The sequence below is a fragment of the Agrobacterium sp. S7/73 genome (genome assembly GCF_019355535.1).
GTDB lineage: Bacteria > Pseudomonadota > Alphaproteobacteria > Rhizobiales > Rhizobiaceae > Agrobacterium > Agrobacterium tumefaciens.
Window position 1 is genome coordinate 897,594 of record NZ_CP072137.1, and the last position, 14,978, is coordinate 912,571.

Below are 14,978 nucleotides of genomic sequence, written 5' to 3' on the forward strand. Positions count from 1 at the left end.
TCCTTCAATTCTGCGCGACTTCTATGGTAAATCGGGACACGCGCCTTACATCCGCATCAAAGACAGAATTTGTGTAGGAGCGTTGGATGATCCCCTTTTCCATTCTCGACCTTTCGCCAATCGGCGAAGGCGAGAGCGTCAGCCAGGCGCTTGAAAATTCTCGCCGCATGGCGATCAAGGCTGAAGACCACGGTTACAACCGCATCTGGCTTGCGGAGCACCATGGCATGCCTGGTATTGCGAGCGCAGCCACATCGCTCGTGATCGCCCATGTTGGTGCCGCCACGAAACATATTCGCGTCGGTTCAGGCGGCATCATGCTGCCTAACCACTCCCCGCTCGTCATTGCCGAACAATTCGGCACGCTGGCGGCACTGTTGCCTGGCCGGGTCGATCTCGGACTTGGCCGCGCGCCGGGAACCGATATGCGGACGGCAAGGGCGCTGCGCCGCAATCTTGATGCCGGTGCGGAGAACTTCCCGCACGACATCATCGAGCTCCAGCAGTACCTTGGCCAGCCCCAGCAGGATCAGGCGATCCTTGCCGTGCCCGGCATGAATTCGCACGTGCCGCTCTGGTTGCTTGGCTCAAGCACCTATAGCGCGCATCTGGCAGCGGCACTCGGCCTGCCCTATTCCTTTGCGTCGCATTTTGCGCCTGACATGCTGATGGAGGCGATCCATATCTATCGCGAGCGCTTCCAGCCCTCTGCGACGCTGGACAAGCCCTATGTGATGGTTGGAGTGATGGGAGTCGGCGCCGATACCGACGAGGAAGCGCAATATCTCTTCACCTCGTCACAGCAGCAATTCGTCAACCTGCGCCGCAATGTACGCGTCCCGTTCCCCAAGCCGGTTCACAGCATGGACGACCACTGGAACGAGATGGAGCGTTTTTCGGTGGAACATACCTTGCGTTTCGCCGCCGTCGGCTCGCCTGAAACAATCGGACGCCACCTCGACGGCTTCCTCGCCGAAACGCAGGCCGACGAACTGATCGTCTCGATGCCGATCCACAATATCGAAAAACGGCTGCGATCCGTGGAGATCTTCGCCGATGTGCGGACCTCCATCAGGAAGGCCGCCTAAACAAAAAGCCCCGGAGCGATGACGCTGCCGGGGCTTTTTTTAGTCTGAACCGTCAGGCGGAAAGCTTGGCGAGAATTTCTTCCGAAACTTCGAAGTTGGAATAGACGCTCTGCACGTCGTCATCGTCTTCGAGATTGTCGATGAGCTTCATCAGCGACTGCGCCTTTTCCTCATCCACCGGCACCGTGTTCTGCGGCTTCCAGATGGCCTTGACGCTTTCAGCTTCGCCGAGCACGCCTTCCAGCGCCTTGGAAACCTCGTTCATCGCCTCGAAACCGCAGATGATGGTGTGACCGTCCTCAGAAGATTCGACATCGTCGGCACCAGCTTCGATAGCCGCTTCCATGACCTTGTCGGCATCGCCGACTTCGGCCTTGTAAGTGATCTCACCGACGCGGTCGAAGGAGAAGGAAACCGATCCGGTTTCGCCGAGTGCGCCACCAGCCTTGGTGAAGATGGAGCGGACGTTGGAGGCGGTGCGGTTGCGGTTGTCGGTCAAGGCCTCGACGACGACCGCGACGCCACCCGGGCCGTAACCCTCGTAACGGACCTCATCGTAGTTTTCGCTGTCTGCACCGGAAGCTTTCTTGATCGCGCGCTCGATATTGTCCTTCGGCATGGACTGGGCCTTGGCGTTCTGAATTGCCAGGCGCAGGCGCGCGTTCATGTTCGGGTCGGGCATGCCCGCCTTTGCCGCAACGGTGATTTCACGCGCAAGCTTGGAAAACATTTTGGACCGAACGGAGTCCTGCTTGCCCTTGCGGTGCATGATGTTCTTGAACTGTGAATGACCAGCCATGGAAAACCTGATTGTCTTAATTTGGAGATTGCGGGCCTTATAAGTGCGATATGCCCGCCGTTCAAGCCCGCAAGCGCTTTCTCTTGGCCGCAAGAATATAAGGAACTGATTTATCCGCTTTTCGTTTTGACAATGAAAGCGGAAGAGCGGGACATTTTTCACCCTCCCGGTCGCCGCAGCAAACCCAACGGAGGAAACACATGGTCAGCCTGACTGAAGCAAGAGAAAACCCTGCCCGCCAGCTCTGGGATGAGGTCAATTCGGTCCATGCCGGCATGCTTGGCCTCGAGGGCCTGCACAATCATATGCAGCCGATGGCACCGCACGCCGACCCCAAGACCAACACGATCTGGTTTTTCTCCAAGAAAGACACCGATCTCGTCAAAACGCTGAAGCCGGGTTCGCGGGCGCATTTTTGTGTCGTCGGCAAGGACCATGATTATCACGCCTGCCTCTCGGGTGTGCTCGAGGCGCGCGACGACAGGACAAAGATCGAAGAATACTGGAACTCCGTAACCGCAGCCTGGTACGAGCACGGTAAGAGCGATCCGCAACTGACGATGCTGGCGCTGCATGTTGACGACGCGGAAATCTGGGCCTCGACTGACAGCACGCTAAAATTCGGCTGGGAAATCGCCAAGGCCAATATGTCCGACGATAAAATGCCTGATGTCGGCGTTCGCCAGCACCTCGCCTTCGCCTGAGATACGACTCCCCCGACTTTCCTCGCCGGTCGCTTTACTACATGCCTTTTGGCACCAGTATCTGCGGCTGGCGGGGAAGGTTCCTCATTGAGACCCGGATGATCGCATCTTTTGCGTAGGCGATCTGGAAGCTTTCCCCAAACATCGTCAGAAACTGCTCCAACGGCGGCCCGGTGCGGTGCATGGGCAAGATCAGTGCGGAGCGCAGGCGCTTGACCACGCGGCTCATGCTGTCGGCCCCCATCGTCAAACCACCATCCACTGGAACCATCAGCACATCCAGACGACCGATTTCGGCATAATGCTTGTCCGTCAGTTCGTGATGCAGATGGCCGAGATGGCCGATACACAGCCCCGCAACCTCGAAGATGAAAATGGAATTGCCGTTTTCCTGAAAGGATTCGTAATCGCCCCAGCGGTTGCGAATGTCAGTCGCGACGTTGCGGATATAGACATCACCGACCAGAAGCTTGTGCTCGGCCTTTTCTCCGGGCGTATCGCTCCAACCGTGCAGCACATGCTGAATGGCCGGATCCGGACTAAGAGTGAAATGCGTCATATGCGCCCGGTTCATCGTCACCACTGTCGGCGTGACCGGTGGGCGATAGACGCCATTATAATCTGTGGCGATCGTCACGCCGCCAGGACTTTCGATGAGATAGGTGGAATGGCCGATGAAGCTGATCTTCACCTCTTCCTTAGCCGTGGCCTGCGCCAGCTGGGCACCTGCCGGTTTGAAGCTGGCGAACATGACGCCGGGAATGTTGCGGGCGATTGCCTGGCACTGGCTGACGGGAGGGCGGCTTCCAGCCTGGGAAAAGGCCGCTCCCGCGCACGCAACCAGTCCGGCCATTGCAAGCATTAGCACGCGCAGCATCATGCCACTCCCTCGAACTTGCGAAGAAAGGAAGATGAGGCAGGTTTTGCAGGGCGTCCAGCGCCAACAGCGGCGGAACGCTCACGATCTCGTCATTGTGAACGGATGATGAGCGCTAGAAGCCGAAAGCTCACGCCCAGAAGGACGGGAGGGTTTCGGAGAGCCTCGGGCCAATTCGCAGCGGTGCGATCTTTTCCGCAAGGCCGGTCCGGTCGGAAATCTCGACGCCGACGCCGCAGATCGTCGCAGGTCCACTGGCGGCTTCGAAACGGCCCTTCGGCATTTTGGAAATGAAGCGGTTGATCGGCTCTTCCTTTTCCATGCCAAGCGAGCTGTCGTAGTCACCGCACATGCCGGCGTCCGACATATAGGCCGTGCCACCGTTCAAGATCTGGGCGTCAGCAGTCGGAACATGGGTGTGGGTGCCGACGACGAAGCTTGCACGTCCATCAACGAAATGACCGAAACACTGTTTTTCGCTCGTCGCTTCCGCGTGGAAATCGAAGATGATGGCGTCGGCCTGCTCCTTCAGCGGGCAGGCAGCGAGAATGTTCTCCGCCGATTTGAAGGGATCGTCCAGTTCCGGATGCATGAAGACCCGGCCCATGATGTTGGCGACAAGCACACGCGCACCGTTGCGGGCGTAAAAGATGCCCGAGCCCTTGCCCGGCGTACCATCGGGATAATTGGCTGGCCGCAGGAACTGGTCATGGCGCTCGCAGAAGGAAACGGCCTCCTTCTGGTCCCAGACATGGTTGCCGGTCGTCACCACATCCGCACCGGCATTGATGGTTTCGAGATAGATATCCTCGGTGATGCCGAAACCACCGGCGGCGTTTTCGCCATTAACGATGACGAAATCGAGCTTCAGATCGGAAATAAGCCCGGGCAACCTGTCCCAGACAGCCGTGCGTCCGGTCTTGCCAACCATATCTCCGAGAAAAAGAAGCCTCATTCACCCGCCCCGATCTTGCGCATGTTCCTAAATTCCGTCCCCTCTAACGGGTAATCCATCTTTTAAAAAGTGCTAAAGCGCCTTTTTCCGACCGGTCATCAACGGCTACGCCGAAAACCAGCGCAAGCCACTCTCCGTCAGAACCGCCTGAAGCGGCACGTCATGTGGCTCCGCCGGCACGGATGGCACTTCCTGACAATCAAATGCGACGCCGATGAGAACGGGGGCTCGGCCTTTGCTGTGCAATCTCGCAATAGCGCGATCATAATGACCCGCGCCATAACCGATACGCTGACCCTGCCCGTCAAAGACGGAGAGCGGGACGAGCAGAATATCCGGATCGAGAACTTCTGCGTCCTCCGCCGGACCGGTCGTGCCGAAGCCCGTCTTCACCAGCGGTGCATCCGCATCAAAGGCGCGGAAAACGATGGTCTCCCGGTTCAGCACAACGGGAAGGGCGAGGCGCCCGCCTCTTGTCCGCAGTGCCTCCATCAGCGGCCGAATATCGGCCTCTGAACGGATGGGCATGAAACCGGAAATAACGGCACCTGGCGAGAACGGAATGGCAGATGCACCATATGCCGTCATCGCCTCGCTTTTTTGCTGACGCTCGGCTTGTGGCAACGCATCACGCGCGGCAAGCCTTTCGCCGCGCAGCCTTGCTTTTTCGGCGATGTCGCCAGACATCAGGCAGCCCGGCTCACGAGCACCTTGTCGATACGGTGTCCATCAAGGTCTATGACCTCAAAACGCCAGCCGTTGCGGGTGATGTGTTCGCCCAGTTCCGGCAGGCGACGGAACTCGTCAAGCACCAGACCGGCAACGGTCTCGAACTCGGCGTCTTCGTCGATCTGGAAGCCCATGCGGTAAGCGAACTCATCGGCGGGCATCCAGCCGGCAACGAGGAACGAACCGTCCTCGCGCTCGACGATCGCCGGCTCCTCGTCATTGTCTTCCTGGAAGGCACCTGTGATTGCTTCCAGGACGTCGCCAGAGCTGACGATACCTTCGAAATGGCCGTATTCGTCATAGACCAGCACCATATGCACGGTGGAACGGCGCAATGACTGGATGACATCGACAGCGCTCGTCAGATCCGAGACGACGGGAACTTCGCGCAGAAGCTCGCGCACATTCAGCTCCTTGCCGGATGCCAGCGCATCGAAAGCGTCCTTGGCGAAAAGCACGCCGAGAATTTCATCGGAAGCGCCGTTGCGCACGGGCAGGCGGGAACGCTGCGTTTCCCGAAGCTGAACACGGATTTCTTCCGCACTGTCTTCAATATCGACGACTTCCACGTCGCGGCGCGGCGTCATCAGGCCACGGGCATTACGGTCGGCAAGGCGCATGACGCTGGTGATCATCGCCGATTCCTCGGTTTCGATGACGCCGGCGCTATGAGCTTCCGCCAGAACCGTGCGGATTTCGTCATCCGTGACCGATGCATTGGACGTGCCGCTATGGCCGAGAAGCGCAAGGATGGCCTTGCCGGATTTGTCGAGAAACCAGACCAGCGGCGCGCCGACCTTAGAGAGCATCACCATGGTGGGTGCAACACGGGCAGCGATCTTTTCCGGATCGCGCAGCGCAATCTGCTTCGGCACCAGTTCGCCGACGATCAGCGACAAATACGTGATGGCGACGACCACGGAGCCCACGCCCAACGCATCGGCAACCCGATCAGGGACGCCCTGCACCGACAGCCATGCCGTGAACCGGGCGCCGAGGGTGGCGCCGGAAAACGCACCGGAGAGAACGCCGACCAGCGTGATGCCGATCTGCACCGTGGAAAGAAAGCGTCCGGGATTTTCGGAAAGACCGAGCGCCATCGTGGCGCCCTTGCTGCCGTGCGCGGCAAGCACCTTGAGCCTCGCCGGTCTGGAGGAGACAACGGCAAGCTCGGACATGGCAAGCACACCGTTCAATACGGTGAGCAGGACCACGATCATAATTTCAGTAAACAAGTTTAGCTCTTTGGGCTGTTGAACGGCACGTCGCGGTTTTGGCCGCAGCGCCCTCTTTCAAAAAAAAGGGCATGACAGACATACCAATTGAGATAATAGGGAATTGTTCCGCCATTGCAATGACAGCAGCATAAAAAAGCCGTCTCCGGCAGCAATGAAAAATAACTGTCGACACTATATGAGTCAGAAGAAGAATCGGGGAGTGACCCGAAACTTCAAGTGCGATCCACGGCGACCGATGGAGATTTACGATCCTGGGTGCCTACAAATGTAGGTGGGCGCCATGTGTCCAGCCCCACGGGACTGGCCAGGGACAGCTCCCTTTGGATCGAGTATGGCCCCAGGGATTGTGGTTCCTGTCGGGAAGCGCAGAACGCCTCTTAGATATAGGACGTATCCAACCAAACCACCAGAGGGCCACGAACGAATTTTGTTGCTGGAAAGCTTTGCCGGCGATCAATGCGCCGCAGGCTTTGGCCGCGCCAGGAGTTTTTCGGTAATACCGTTCAGACGGTCGGCCAGATCGCTGATGGCAACGGCAACCATCTCGTCCGATCTTGCCTTGTGTTCGGCCATACCGTCGCGGTTGCGAGAAAGGGACGCTATTTCCCCCTCCAGCTTTTCGATCTTGCGGTTGAGCTCGGAAAGTTCGTCCATCACCATGATGCCCGACATGACGGTCAATCGCAGATCACCGATTTCGCCGAACTGGCTCTTTAGATGCCCCACATAACGGTCAAAACGGGTAGCGAGATCGGTCAGGTGCTCTTCCTGCCCTGCCTCGCAAGCCATGCGGTAGGCCTTGCCGTCGATCATAACAGTAACTTGCGCCATGAAACCGCTCCCTATCGATCCAGCACCGCGCGAATCGTCTCCATCGCCGTCACCAGACGGCGGGAAACCTCGCGGTTGACTTCTTCGAGACGATTGGCGCGAAACTCGGCCTGGTCCAGCTCGTGCGCGAGCCTTGCGCGATCGACATGGACCCGCTTGACCTCGTTATCGATTTCGCCCGTCTCCCTTTGCCGTTCGATACGCATATCGATGGCATTTTCGAGATTTGTGATGGCAGCGCTCAGCTCCGTCACCGCAGATTGTACGGTCTTCTCAGCCGACATCGTTTTTTCCAACTCGCAAGTAACCGGCCGAATCGTCCGGTTTCAGGCCTTTTCAACATCCAAGAGGTTATTACCCGATTTATCATCACGTCAATCAAACCAGTGCATTGAGGCGTTTTGCTCTGTGGATGAACGAGGAAACGGCGACACATATCGCACGATTTTTCTCGAGACACCCGTTTTGCTAAACGATTTTTATCCTTGAGAGAACCGCAATTGCCCGTGGATTTATTGACTTGCCTGCCTCACCTGCTATGGATCAACCCGCTTTTTGGATAGTTGCGTAAAACTATCTCCCTTCACCCGGAAACAGACGGAAAAGCCATGATTTCTCGCGACAAACACGACCGGATGGCCAATGCAATCCGCTTTCTTGCCATGGATGCAGTAGAGAAGGCCAACTCCGGCCATCCCGGCCTGCCGATGGGCGCAGCTGATGTCGCCACTGTTCTTTTCACCCGCTTTTTGAAGTTCGATCCCAAGAGCTCGTTGTGGCCGGATCGTGACCGCTTCGTGCTGTCTGCGGGCCATGGTTCGATGTTGCTTTACTCGCTGCTCTATTTGACGGGCTACGAGGACATGACTATCGACGAGATCAAGCGTTTCCGTCAGTTCGGCTCCAAGACCGCCGGCCATCCCGAATATGGCCACGCGACCGGCATCGAAACGACGACCGGCCCGCTCGGCCAGGGCATCGCCAACGCCGTTGGCATGGCAATCGCCGAACGCAAGCTGGAAGAAGAATTCGGCTCCGATCTGCAGAACCACTTCACATATGTGCTGTGTGGTGACGGCTGCCTCATGGAAGGCATCAGCCATGAAGCCATCGCGCTTGCCGGCCACCTGAAGCTCAACAAGCTCGTTCTGTTCTGGGATGACAACAACATCACCATCGACGGTGAAGTTGGCCTTTCCGACAGCACCGACCAGATCGCCCGCTTCCAGGCTGTTCACTGGAACACCATACGCGTCGACGGCCATGATCCGGATGCGATTGCCGCCGCGATCGAAGCTGCACATAAATCCGACCGCCCGACCTTCATCGCCTGCAAGACCGTGATCGGTTTCGGCGCACCCAACAAGCAGGGTACCCACAAGGTTCACGGCAACCCGCTGGGCGCCGAAGAAATCGCCGCCGCCCGCAAGAGCCTCAACTGGGAAGCCGAAGCTTTCGTCATTCCGGAAGACGTGCTGGATGCATGGCGTCTCGCCGGCCTGCGCTCGACCAAGACCCGTCAGGACTGGGAAGCCCGTCTCGAAGCCACTGAAGCCGGCAAGAAGGCCGAATTCAAGCGCCGCTTCGCCGGCGATCTGCCCGGCAACTTCCACAGCGCGATCGATGCCTTCAAGAAGAAGATCATCGAGAACAACCCGACCGTTGCGACCCGCAAGGCCTCGGAAGACTCGCTTGAAGTCATCAACGGCATCCTGCCGGAAATGATCGGCGGCTCGGCCGACCTGACGCCGTCCAACAACACCAAGACCAGCCAGATGAAGTCCATCACGCCGACGGACTTCTCCGGCCGGTACCTGCATTACGGCATCCGCGAACACGGCATGGCAGCAGCGATGAACGGTATCGCACTGCATGGCGGTCTCATTCCCTATGCCGGCGGCTTCCTGATCTTCTCGGACTATTGCCGTCCGTCGATCCGTCTGGCTGCCCTGATGGGCATCCGCGTCGTCCACGTTCTGACGCATGATTCCATCGGCGTCGGCGAAGACGGCCCGACCCACCAGCCGGTGGAGCAGATCGCCGCGCTGCGCGCCATCCCGAACCTGCTCGTCTTCCGCCCGGCGGATGAAACCGAGACGGCGGAATGCTGGCAGCTGGCGCTTGAGCAGAAGCATCGTCCTTCGGCACTGGCGCTCACCCGCCAGAACCTTGCGCCTTCGCGCAAGGAATACGAAGAAAAGAACCTTTCCGCTTACGGCGCCTACGAACTCGTATCCGCAAGCGATGCCAAGGTTTCGATCTTTGCATCCGGCTCGGAAGTGGAAGTAGCGCTCAAGGCTGCAGCGACGCTGAAGGACAAGGGCGTTTCCGCCCGCGTCGTTTCCGTTCCCTGCTTCGAGCTCTTCAAGGAACAGCCGGAAACCTACCGCAACGCCATCATCGGCAAGGCTCCGGTCAAAATTGCGGTGGAAGCCGCCATCCGCCAGGGCTGGGATTACTTCATCGGCTCCGACGGCGCTTTCGTCGGCATGCATTCCTTTGGTGCGTCCGCGCCGGCGAAGGATCTCTTCAAGCACTTCGGCATCACGGCGGAAGCTGTCGTCGCCGCAGTCGAGGCAAAACTTGCATGAGGGCTTCCCAAGCCCTCACATTCCGCAAAGACCAAGCACATATCTTGTTCGGGAGACTATAAATGACTGTAAAAGTTGCCATTAACGGCTTTGGCCGCATCGGCCGCAATGTTCTGCGTGCCATCGTCGAATCCGGCCGCACCGATATCGAAGTCGTTGCCATCAACGACCTCGGCCCGGTTGAAACCAACGCCCACCTGCTGCGCTACGATTCGATCCACGGCAAGTTCCCGGCAGATGTGAAGGTCGAAGGCGACACGATCATCGTTGGCGGCGGCAAGCCGATCAAGGTTACGGCCGTTCGCGATCCGGCAACGCTGCCGCACAAGGAACTGGGTGTCGACATCGCGCTCGAGTGCACCGGCATCTTCACCGCCCGCGACAAGGCCGCTGCCCACCTGACGGCAGGCGCCAAGCGCGTCATCGTTTCCGCTCCTGCTGACGGCGCTGACCTCACGGTTGTCTTCGGCGTCAACGACGATCAGCTGACGAAAGACCATCTGGTCATTTCCAACGCGTCCTGCACCACCAACTGCCTCGTGCCAGTTGTGAAGGTTCTCGATGACGTCGTTGGCATCGATCACGGCTTCATGACAACGATCCACTCCTACACGGGCGACCAGCCGACGCTGGACACCATGCACAAGGATCTGTACCGCGCCCGCGCCGCAGCCCTTTCCATGATCCCGACCTCGACGGGTGCAGCCAAGGCCGTTGGCCTCGTTCTGCCGCACCTCAAGGGCAAGCTGGACGGTACGTCGATCCGCGTTCCGACCCCGAACGTTTCGGTCGTCGATTTCAAGTTCATCGCCAAGCGCGACACGACGGTTGAGGAAGTCAACGAAGCAATCAAGTCCGCTTCCAACGGCAAGCTGAAGGGCATTCTCGGCTACACCGAAGAGCCTTTGGTCTCCCGCGACTTCAACCACGACAGCCACTCCTCGATCTTCGCGATCGATCAGACCAAGGTCATGGAAGGCAAGTTCGTGCGCGTTCTTTCCTGGTACGACAACGAGTGGGGCTTCTCCAACCGCATGTCGGATACGGCCGTCGCATTTGCGAAGACCATCTGAACAAGCACCACGGTTCGCGAATTACGAAAAACCGGCAGGCGCAATCCTGCCGGTTTTTCTTTGCCAAAAAATTGCCGGCGGGACGAGGGACCCGCCGGTATCGCTCCTGAAGCAAGGCGGGGCGTTTCGGATCGAAAACCATCGCCCGGCAAGAGGCGCATGAGACCAAACCGACCAAGTCTGATGAACTGCACAACCCGTTATTTCTTGTTGTTGATGATAATCTGATCCGAACTGCTACCGCTCCAGATCGTATCGAAAGTCTGTTGCCTCAAATCGCTTTGCTGCATGGAAAGCTTCATCATGCAGTCAGCGAAATCACGCGAACCTTCAGGGTAACCAAACACCCGGCAACGCTCGCGTTGGGCGGCCATGTTTTCAGCCGTCTGTTCCGTGCTAGAACAGCCCGAAACAATTGGGCCGACCGCCAGCAAGGCAATAAATATAGTAATGGATTTCCGTTTCATCCGATCGCTCCGGTCATGGTGAAAGCAACTCGGACGCGACAACTAACGTAGCTGCATTGTCTCTATGTTACGTCGAAACGCCGGCATGCGAATTGTTTGCGCGAAACATCCACAGCGCTACACGCCATGAACGTTTCGTCCGGGCGCCGAAAAAAATCCCATTTCCTGCCTTCGTCTGGTCCACTTTGAAACGGACAAGAAGAACAGGGACAACGGTCGTGCGCAATGCACTTCGGCCCTGCCGTATCATTCGATACACCCCGCCTTGCGTCGCCTTTCATCGCCACCCACAACAGCGCTGACAGACCGCAACCCGTGGCGCATTGACTGCAAACGTGCAGGGCATTGATTGCGACGGCCAGCGCGGTTTGAAAGAGGCGGTGGACGTGGAATCATTTTATCTTCTGTTGCTGGTGGCAACTGTTCTGGTTCTCGTCGCAGCGTTCTCAAGCCTCATCGCCTTCCGGTTCGGCGCACCGCTCCTGCTGCTCTTCCTGATGATTGGCCTTGCGGCAGGCGTGGATGGCCTCGGTATCCAGTTCACCAACAATCCGCTCGCCTATATGCTCGGCTCGCTCGTTCTCGCCGTCATCCTTTTCGATTCCGGTTTCGGTACGTCGATACAATCCTTCCGGCTTTCGGCAGCGCCCGCCGTCGCCCTCGCCACCGTCGGCGTCATCCTCACATCCGTGTTTTTCGCAGGCGCTGCCGCCCTGCTGCTCGGACTGTCGTGGCTGGAAGGCCTGCTGCTCGGCGCCATCGTCGCTTCTACGGATGCGGCAGCCGTATTCTTTCTCTTGCGCATCGGCGGCATTCATATCCGCGATCAGGTCCGCTCAACGCTTGAGGTCGAATCCGGCACCAATGATCCCATGGCGATTTTCCTCACCGTCGCGCTGGTCGAGATCATCGCCAAGGGACAGGGACTGGCCGGCATCGACACCGGCTTCCTGCTGCTGTTCGTCGAGGAAATGGGTCTCGGTGTTATTTTCGGCCTGCTCGGCGGCGTCATGATCGCAACAGTCGTCAACCGTTTCGCTGCCGACCGCGGGCTGGCGCCGATCTTCGTGCTGGCTCTTGCCCTGCTGGTCTTCTCCTTCACCGGCGCTATTGGCGGCAGTGGATTTCTTGCGGTCTATGTGGCGGGCATCGTTGCCGGCAACCGCCGGATTTTTGCGAAGGAGACCATCCGCCGTTTCCATGAAGGGCTGACCTGGCTTGCCCAGATCATCATGTTCCTGATGCTCGGCCTTCTGGCAACGCCATCGCAATTTCCAGCGATTGCCATTCCGGCCGTGCTGCTTGCGCTTTTCCTGATCTTTGTCGCCCGCCCGCTTGCGGTGTGGCTCAGCCTCATGCCCTTCAACTATACCCAGCAGGAAACCTCCTTCGTGGCATGGGTGGGCCTTCGTGGAGCGGTTTCCATCCTGCTTGCCATCATGCCCATTCTTGGCGGGCTGGACGATGCGCAAATCTATTTCAATGCCGCCTTCATCATCGTGCTCGTGTCGCTTCTGCTGCAAGGCTGGACCATCAAGCCGGTGGCAACACGGCTCGGGCTGATCGTGCCGCCGCGCATGGGTGATGTCGACAAACTGGAAGTGGACCTTCCCGGCACTGCCAATCACGAACTGATTTCCTACCGCGTGGCCAAAGGCAGCGCCATCATGCAGGGCGAGCGAATTCCCCGCTGGGCGATGCCTTCGCTCGTCGTGCGTGATGGCAAATCCATTCGCTACCAATATGCCGGGCGCCTGCGCGAGAATGATCTCGTCTATCTTTTTATCGCGCCCGGTTATACGCGGCTGATCGACCGGCTGTTTGCAAGCGCCCTGCCGGTTGCGGATGACGACGCCGATTTCTTCGGAATCTTTGCAATCTCTCCCGCGCGTCCGGCCACGGAGCTTGACGCCGCCTACGGCCCCGGCCTTATTTCGGCCAACGAGCATGCCATGAGCATCGCGGAACTGATCGAGGCGCGCCTTTCTGGCAAGGCAGATTATGCCGACCGGGTGCGCCTTGGTTCTATTGTTCTCATCGTTCGGGCGCTGGACGAACATGAGGCGATTACCGGGATCGGAATTTCGCTTGAGCCGGTCGAACCGGCTATCGGCCTACCGATCTTTATCAGCTTTTCGGAAATTCTCCGCCGCGTGCGCGCTTATCTGGCGCAGCGACGCCAGTCGGGCTCCACCGCTGCCGGCAAGGGCATTTCCGCGCCTTCAGACGAGGCAAGAGAAAATGAGGCCTGACCGGCTTGCGTCGGCAATCAGGCATAGTATGGTCCGTCCCGAACTCGCAACGAAATCAGGATCGACCTATGCCCGCCTTCAAGACCATCGATGACCTTAACGATATTGCCGGAAAGCGCGTCCTTGTCCGTGTTGATCTCAACGTGCCGGTTGCGGATGGCAAAGTGACGGACAGCACCCGTATCGAGCGGGTTGCACCGACCATTCTGGAGCTTTCCGAAAAAGGCGCAAAAGTCATTCTGCTCGCCCATTTCGGTCGCCCCAAGGGTGAACCTGTCGCCGACATGTCGCTCTCCCAGATCGTGCCTGCGGTCGAGGAAGTGCTGGATCACGCCGTTTTCTTCGCATCCGATTGCATCGGTGCGCCGGCAGCCGACGCAGTCGCGAAAATGAATGATGGCGATATCCTGCTTCTGGAAAACACCCGCTTTCACAAAGGCGAAGAGAAGAATGACACCGCCTTCGTCGAGGCTCTGGCAGCCAATGGCGATATCTATGTGAACGACGCCTTCTCTGCCGCGCACCGTGCGCACGCCTCCACCGAGGGCTTGGCGCGTCATCTGCCCGCCTATGCCGGTCGCACCATGCAGGCCGAGCTTGAGGCGCTGGAAAAAGGCCTTGGCCAGCCTGTTCGCCCGGTCGTCGCCATTGTCGGCGGCGCCAAGGTTTCCAGCAAGATCGATCTCCTGATGAACCTCGTCAAGAAGGTCGATGCCCTCGTCATCGGCGGCGGCATGGCCAATACCTTCCTTGCCGCGCGTGGCGCACAAGTCGGTAAGTCCCTCTGCGAGCACGACCTTGCCGAAACCGCAAAACAGATCATGATCGAGGCGGCGACATCCGGCTGTGCGATCGTACTGCCGGAAGACGGCGTGGTTGCCCGCGAATTCAAGGCCGGTGCGGCAAATGAAATCGTCGATATCAACGCCATTCCCGCTGACGCCATGGTTCTCGATGTCGGCCCAAAATCGGTCGAAAGCATCAAAGCCTGGATTTCGCGCGCGGAAACGCTGGTCTGGAACGGCCCGCTTGGCGCCTTCGAAATCGAGCCCTTCGATGCGGCAACCGTTGCTGCCGCAAAACATGCCGCCGAATGCACGAAGGCCGGCAAGCTCGTCTCCGTCGCCGGTGGCGGCGATACGGTCGCGGCACTCAACCATGCCGGAGTCTCGGACGATTTCACCTATATCTCGACGGCAGGCGGCGCCTTCCTAGAATGGATGGAAGGCAAGGAATTGCCGGGCGTTGCCATCCTGACCGCCGCCAAGTAGACTTCCCACACTTGCCTGACACGAGGCCGGACAAGCGATGCTTGGCCGGCCTTGTTTTTTGGTAAGTGCGCATGGGAGGAAAGTTTCAAACGATTGAAATGAT

Annotated in this window: 14 protein-coding genes and 1 other RNA gene; 6 read left to right on the top strand and 9 right to left on the bottom strand. The window is 58.6% G+C overall.

Annotated features, from left to right (window positions below):
* The first annotated feature begins 86 nt into the window (after positions 1–86).
* Entirely contained in the window at positions 87–1,088 is a 1,002-nt protein-coding gene (locus J5276_RS19135) for an LLM class flavin-dependent oxidoreductase (RefSeq protein ID WP_019564904.1), read from the top strand.
* Positions 1,089–1,140: 52 nt separating this feature from the next.
* Here the strand turns inward: J5276_RS19135 and J5276_RS19140 are convergent, their stop codons facing one another.
* Positions 1,141–1,887, bottom strand: coding sequence for a YebC/PmpR family DNA-binding transcriptional regulator (locus J5276_RS19140; protein ID WP_003497595.1), 747 nt, complete (start codon positions 1,885–1,887; stop codon positions 1,141–1,143).
* Positions 1,888–2,087: 200 nt separating this feature from the next.
* On the opposite strand from J5276_RS19140, the gene J5276_RS19145 reads away from it, so the two are divergent.
* On the top strand, positions 2,088–2,591 hold the full coding sequence (locus J5276_RS19145; RefSeq protein ID WP_003511401.1) for a pyridoxamine 5'-phosphate oxidase family protein: 504 nt from the start codon (positions 2,088–2,090) through the stop codon (positions 2,589–2,591).
* 37 nt (positions 2,592–2,628) lie between these two features.
* Here the strand turns inward: J5276_RS19145 and J5276_RS19150 are convergent, their stop codons facing one another.
* The 7 genes from J5276_RS19150 to J5276_RS19180 all read right to left on the bottom strand — a co-directional run bounded on the left by J5276_RS19150 (position 2,629) and on the right by J5276_RS19180 (position 7,505).
* Positions 2,629–3,471: an MBL fold metallo-hydrolase gene (locus J5276_RS19150; protein ID WP_013761825.1), complete on the bottom strand. Its 843-nt coding sequence runs from the start codon at positions 3,469–3,471 to the stop codon at positions 2,629–2,631.
* Between the two features lie 127 nt (positions 3,472–3,598).
* Entirely contained in the window at positions 3,599–4,423 is an 825-nt protein-coding gene (locus J5276_RS19155) for a TIGR00282 family metallophosphoesterase (RefSeq protein ID WP_003511403.1), read from the bottom strand.
* A gap of 105 nt (positions 4,424–4,528) precedes the next feature.
* Complete coding sequence (locus J5276_RS19160; RefSeq protein WP_035199653.1) at positions 4,529–5,110, bottom strand: 5-formyltetrahydrofolate cyclo-ligase; 582 nt, start codon at positions 5,108–5,110, stop codon at positions 4,529–4,531.
* Positions 5,110–6,372 (bottom strand): hemolysin family protein, encoded by a 1,263-nt coding sequence (locus J5276_RS19165; RefSeq protein WP_003511405.1) that lies wholly within the window; start codon positions 6,370–6,372, stop codon positions 5,110–5,112. Before J5276_RS19165 ends, J5276_RS19160 begins: the two co-directional genes overlap by 1 nt.
* A gap of 234 nt (positions 6,373–6,606) precedes the next feature.
* A non-coding RNA gene (ssrS, locus tag J5276_RS19170) (6S RNA) lies at positions 6,607–6,765 on the bottom strand.
* A gap of 78 nt (positions 6,766–6,843) precedes the next feature.
* The gene (locus J5276_RS19175) at positions 6,844–7,221 is read right to left on the bottom strand and encodes a cell division protein ZapA (RefSeq protein WP_003511406.1); all 378 of its coding nucleotides are present in this window, start codon (positions 7,219–7,221) and stop codon (positions 6,844–6,846) included.
* An 11-nt stretch (positions 7,222–7,232) separates the two neighbouring features.
* On the bottom strand, positions 7,233–7,505 hold the full coding sequence (locus tag J5276_RS19180; protein WP_003511407.1) for a DUF4164 domain-containing protein: 273 nt from the start codon (positions 7,503–7,505) through the stop codon (positions 7,233–7,235).
* Between the two features lie 324 nt (positions 7,506–7,829).
* Between J5276_RS19180 and tkt the strand changes: the two genes are divergently transcribed.
* Positions 7,830–9,812, top strand: coding sequence for a transketolase (gene tkt, locus J5276_RS19185; RefSeq protein ID WP_065704432.1), 1,983 nt, complete (start codon positions 7,830–7,832; stop codon positions 9,810–9,812).
* A gap of 62 nt (positions 9,813–9,874) precedes the next feature.
* The gene (gene gap / locus J5276_RS19190) at positions 9,875–10,885 is read left to right on the top strand and encodes a type I glyceraldehyde-3-phosphate dehydrogenase (protein ID WP_003511409.1); all 1,011 of its coding nucleotides are present in this window, start codon (positions 9,875–9,877) and stop codon (positions 10,883–10,885) included.
* Between the two features lie 200 nt (positions 10,886–11,085).
* On the opposite strand, the gene J5276_RS19195 is transcribed toward gap, so the two are convergent.
* Complete coding sequence (locus J5276_RS19195) at positions 11,086–11,352, bottom strand: hypothetical protein (protein WP_003511410.1); 267 nt, start codon at positions 11,350–11,352, stop codon at positions 11,086–11,088.
* 386 nt (positions 11,353–11,738) lie between these two features.
* Between J5276_RS19195 and J5276_RS19200 the strand changes: the two genes are divergently transcribed.
* Both J5276_RS19200 and pgk read left to right on the top strand, forming a co-directional pair.
* Positions 11,739–13,604: a potassium/proton antiporter gene (locus tag J5276_RS19200; RefSeq protein WP_026330715.1), complete on the top strand. Its 1,866-nt coding sequence runs from the start codon at positions 11,739–11,741 to the stop codon at positions 13,602–13,604.
* A 68-nt stretch (positions 13,605–13,672) separates the two neighbouring features.
* On the top strand, positions 13,673–14,875 hold the full coding sequence (gene pgk, locus J5276_RS19205) for a phosphoglycerate kinase (protein ID WP_003511413.1): 1,203 nt from the start codon (positions 13,673–13,675) through the stop codon (positions 14,873–14,875).
* The last annotated feature ends 103 nt before the right edge of the window (positions 14,876–14,978 follow it).

Excerpts from the sequence above, each read along its gene's own strand:
- J5276_RS19150 (WP_013761825.1), bottom strand. The coding sequence starts at position 3,471 with ATGATGCTGCGCGTGCTAATGCTTGCAATGGCCGGACTGGTTGCGTGC.
- J5276_RS19180 (WP_003511407.1), bottom strand. The coding sequence starts at position 7,505 with ATGTCGGCTGAGAAGACCGTACAATCTGCGGTGACGGAGCTGAGCGCT.
- J5276_RS19155 (WP_003511403.1), bottom strand. The coding sequence starts at position 4,423 with ATGAGGCTTCTTTTTCTCGGAGATATGGTTGGCAAGACCGGACGCACG.
- J5276_RS19165 (WP_003511405.1), bottom strand. The coding sequence starts at position 6,372 with ATGATCGTGGTCCTGCTCACCGTATTGAACGGTGTGCTTGCCATGTCC.
- tkt (WP_065704432.1), top strand. The coding sequence starts at position 7,830 with ATGATTTCTCGCGACAAACACGACCGGATGGCCAATGCAATCCGCTTT.
- gap (WP_003511409.1), top strand. The coding sequence starts at position 9,875 with ATGACTGTAAAAGTTGCCATTAACGGCTTTGGCCGCATCGGCCGCAAT.
- J5276_RS19135 (WP_019564904.1), top strand. The coding sequence starts at position 87 with ATGATCCCCTTTTCCATTCTCGACCTTTCGCCAATCGGCGAAGGCGAG.
- J5276_RS19140 (WP_003497595.1), bottom strand. The coding sequence starts at position 1,887 with ATGGCTGGTCATTCACAGTTCAAGAACATCATGCACCGCAAGGGCAAG.
- J5276_RS19145 (WP_003511401.1), top strand. The coding sequence starts at position 2,088 with ATGGTCAGCCTGACTGAAGCAAGAGAAAACCCTGCCCGCCAGCTCTGG.
- J5276_RS19195 (WP_003511410.1), bottom strand. The coding sequence starts at position 11,352 with ATGAAACGGAAATCCATTACTATATTTATTGCCTTGCTGGCGGTCGGC.
- J5276_RS19175 (WP_003511406.1), bottom strand. The coding sequence starts at position 7,221 with ATGGCGCAAGTTACTGTTATGATCGACGGCAAGGCCTACCGCATGGCT.
- J5276_RS19160 (WP_035199653.1), bottom strand. The coding sequence starts at position 5,110 with ATGTCTGGCGACATCGCCGAAAAAGCAAGGCTGCGCGGCGAAAGGCTT.
- pgk (WP_003511413.1), top strand. The coding sequence starts at position 13,673 with ATGCCCGCCTTCAAGACCATCGATGACCTTAACGATATTGCCGGAAAG.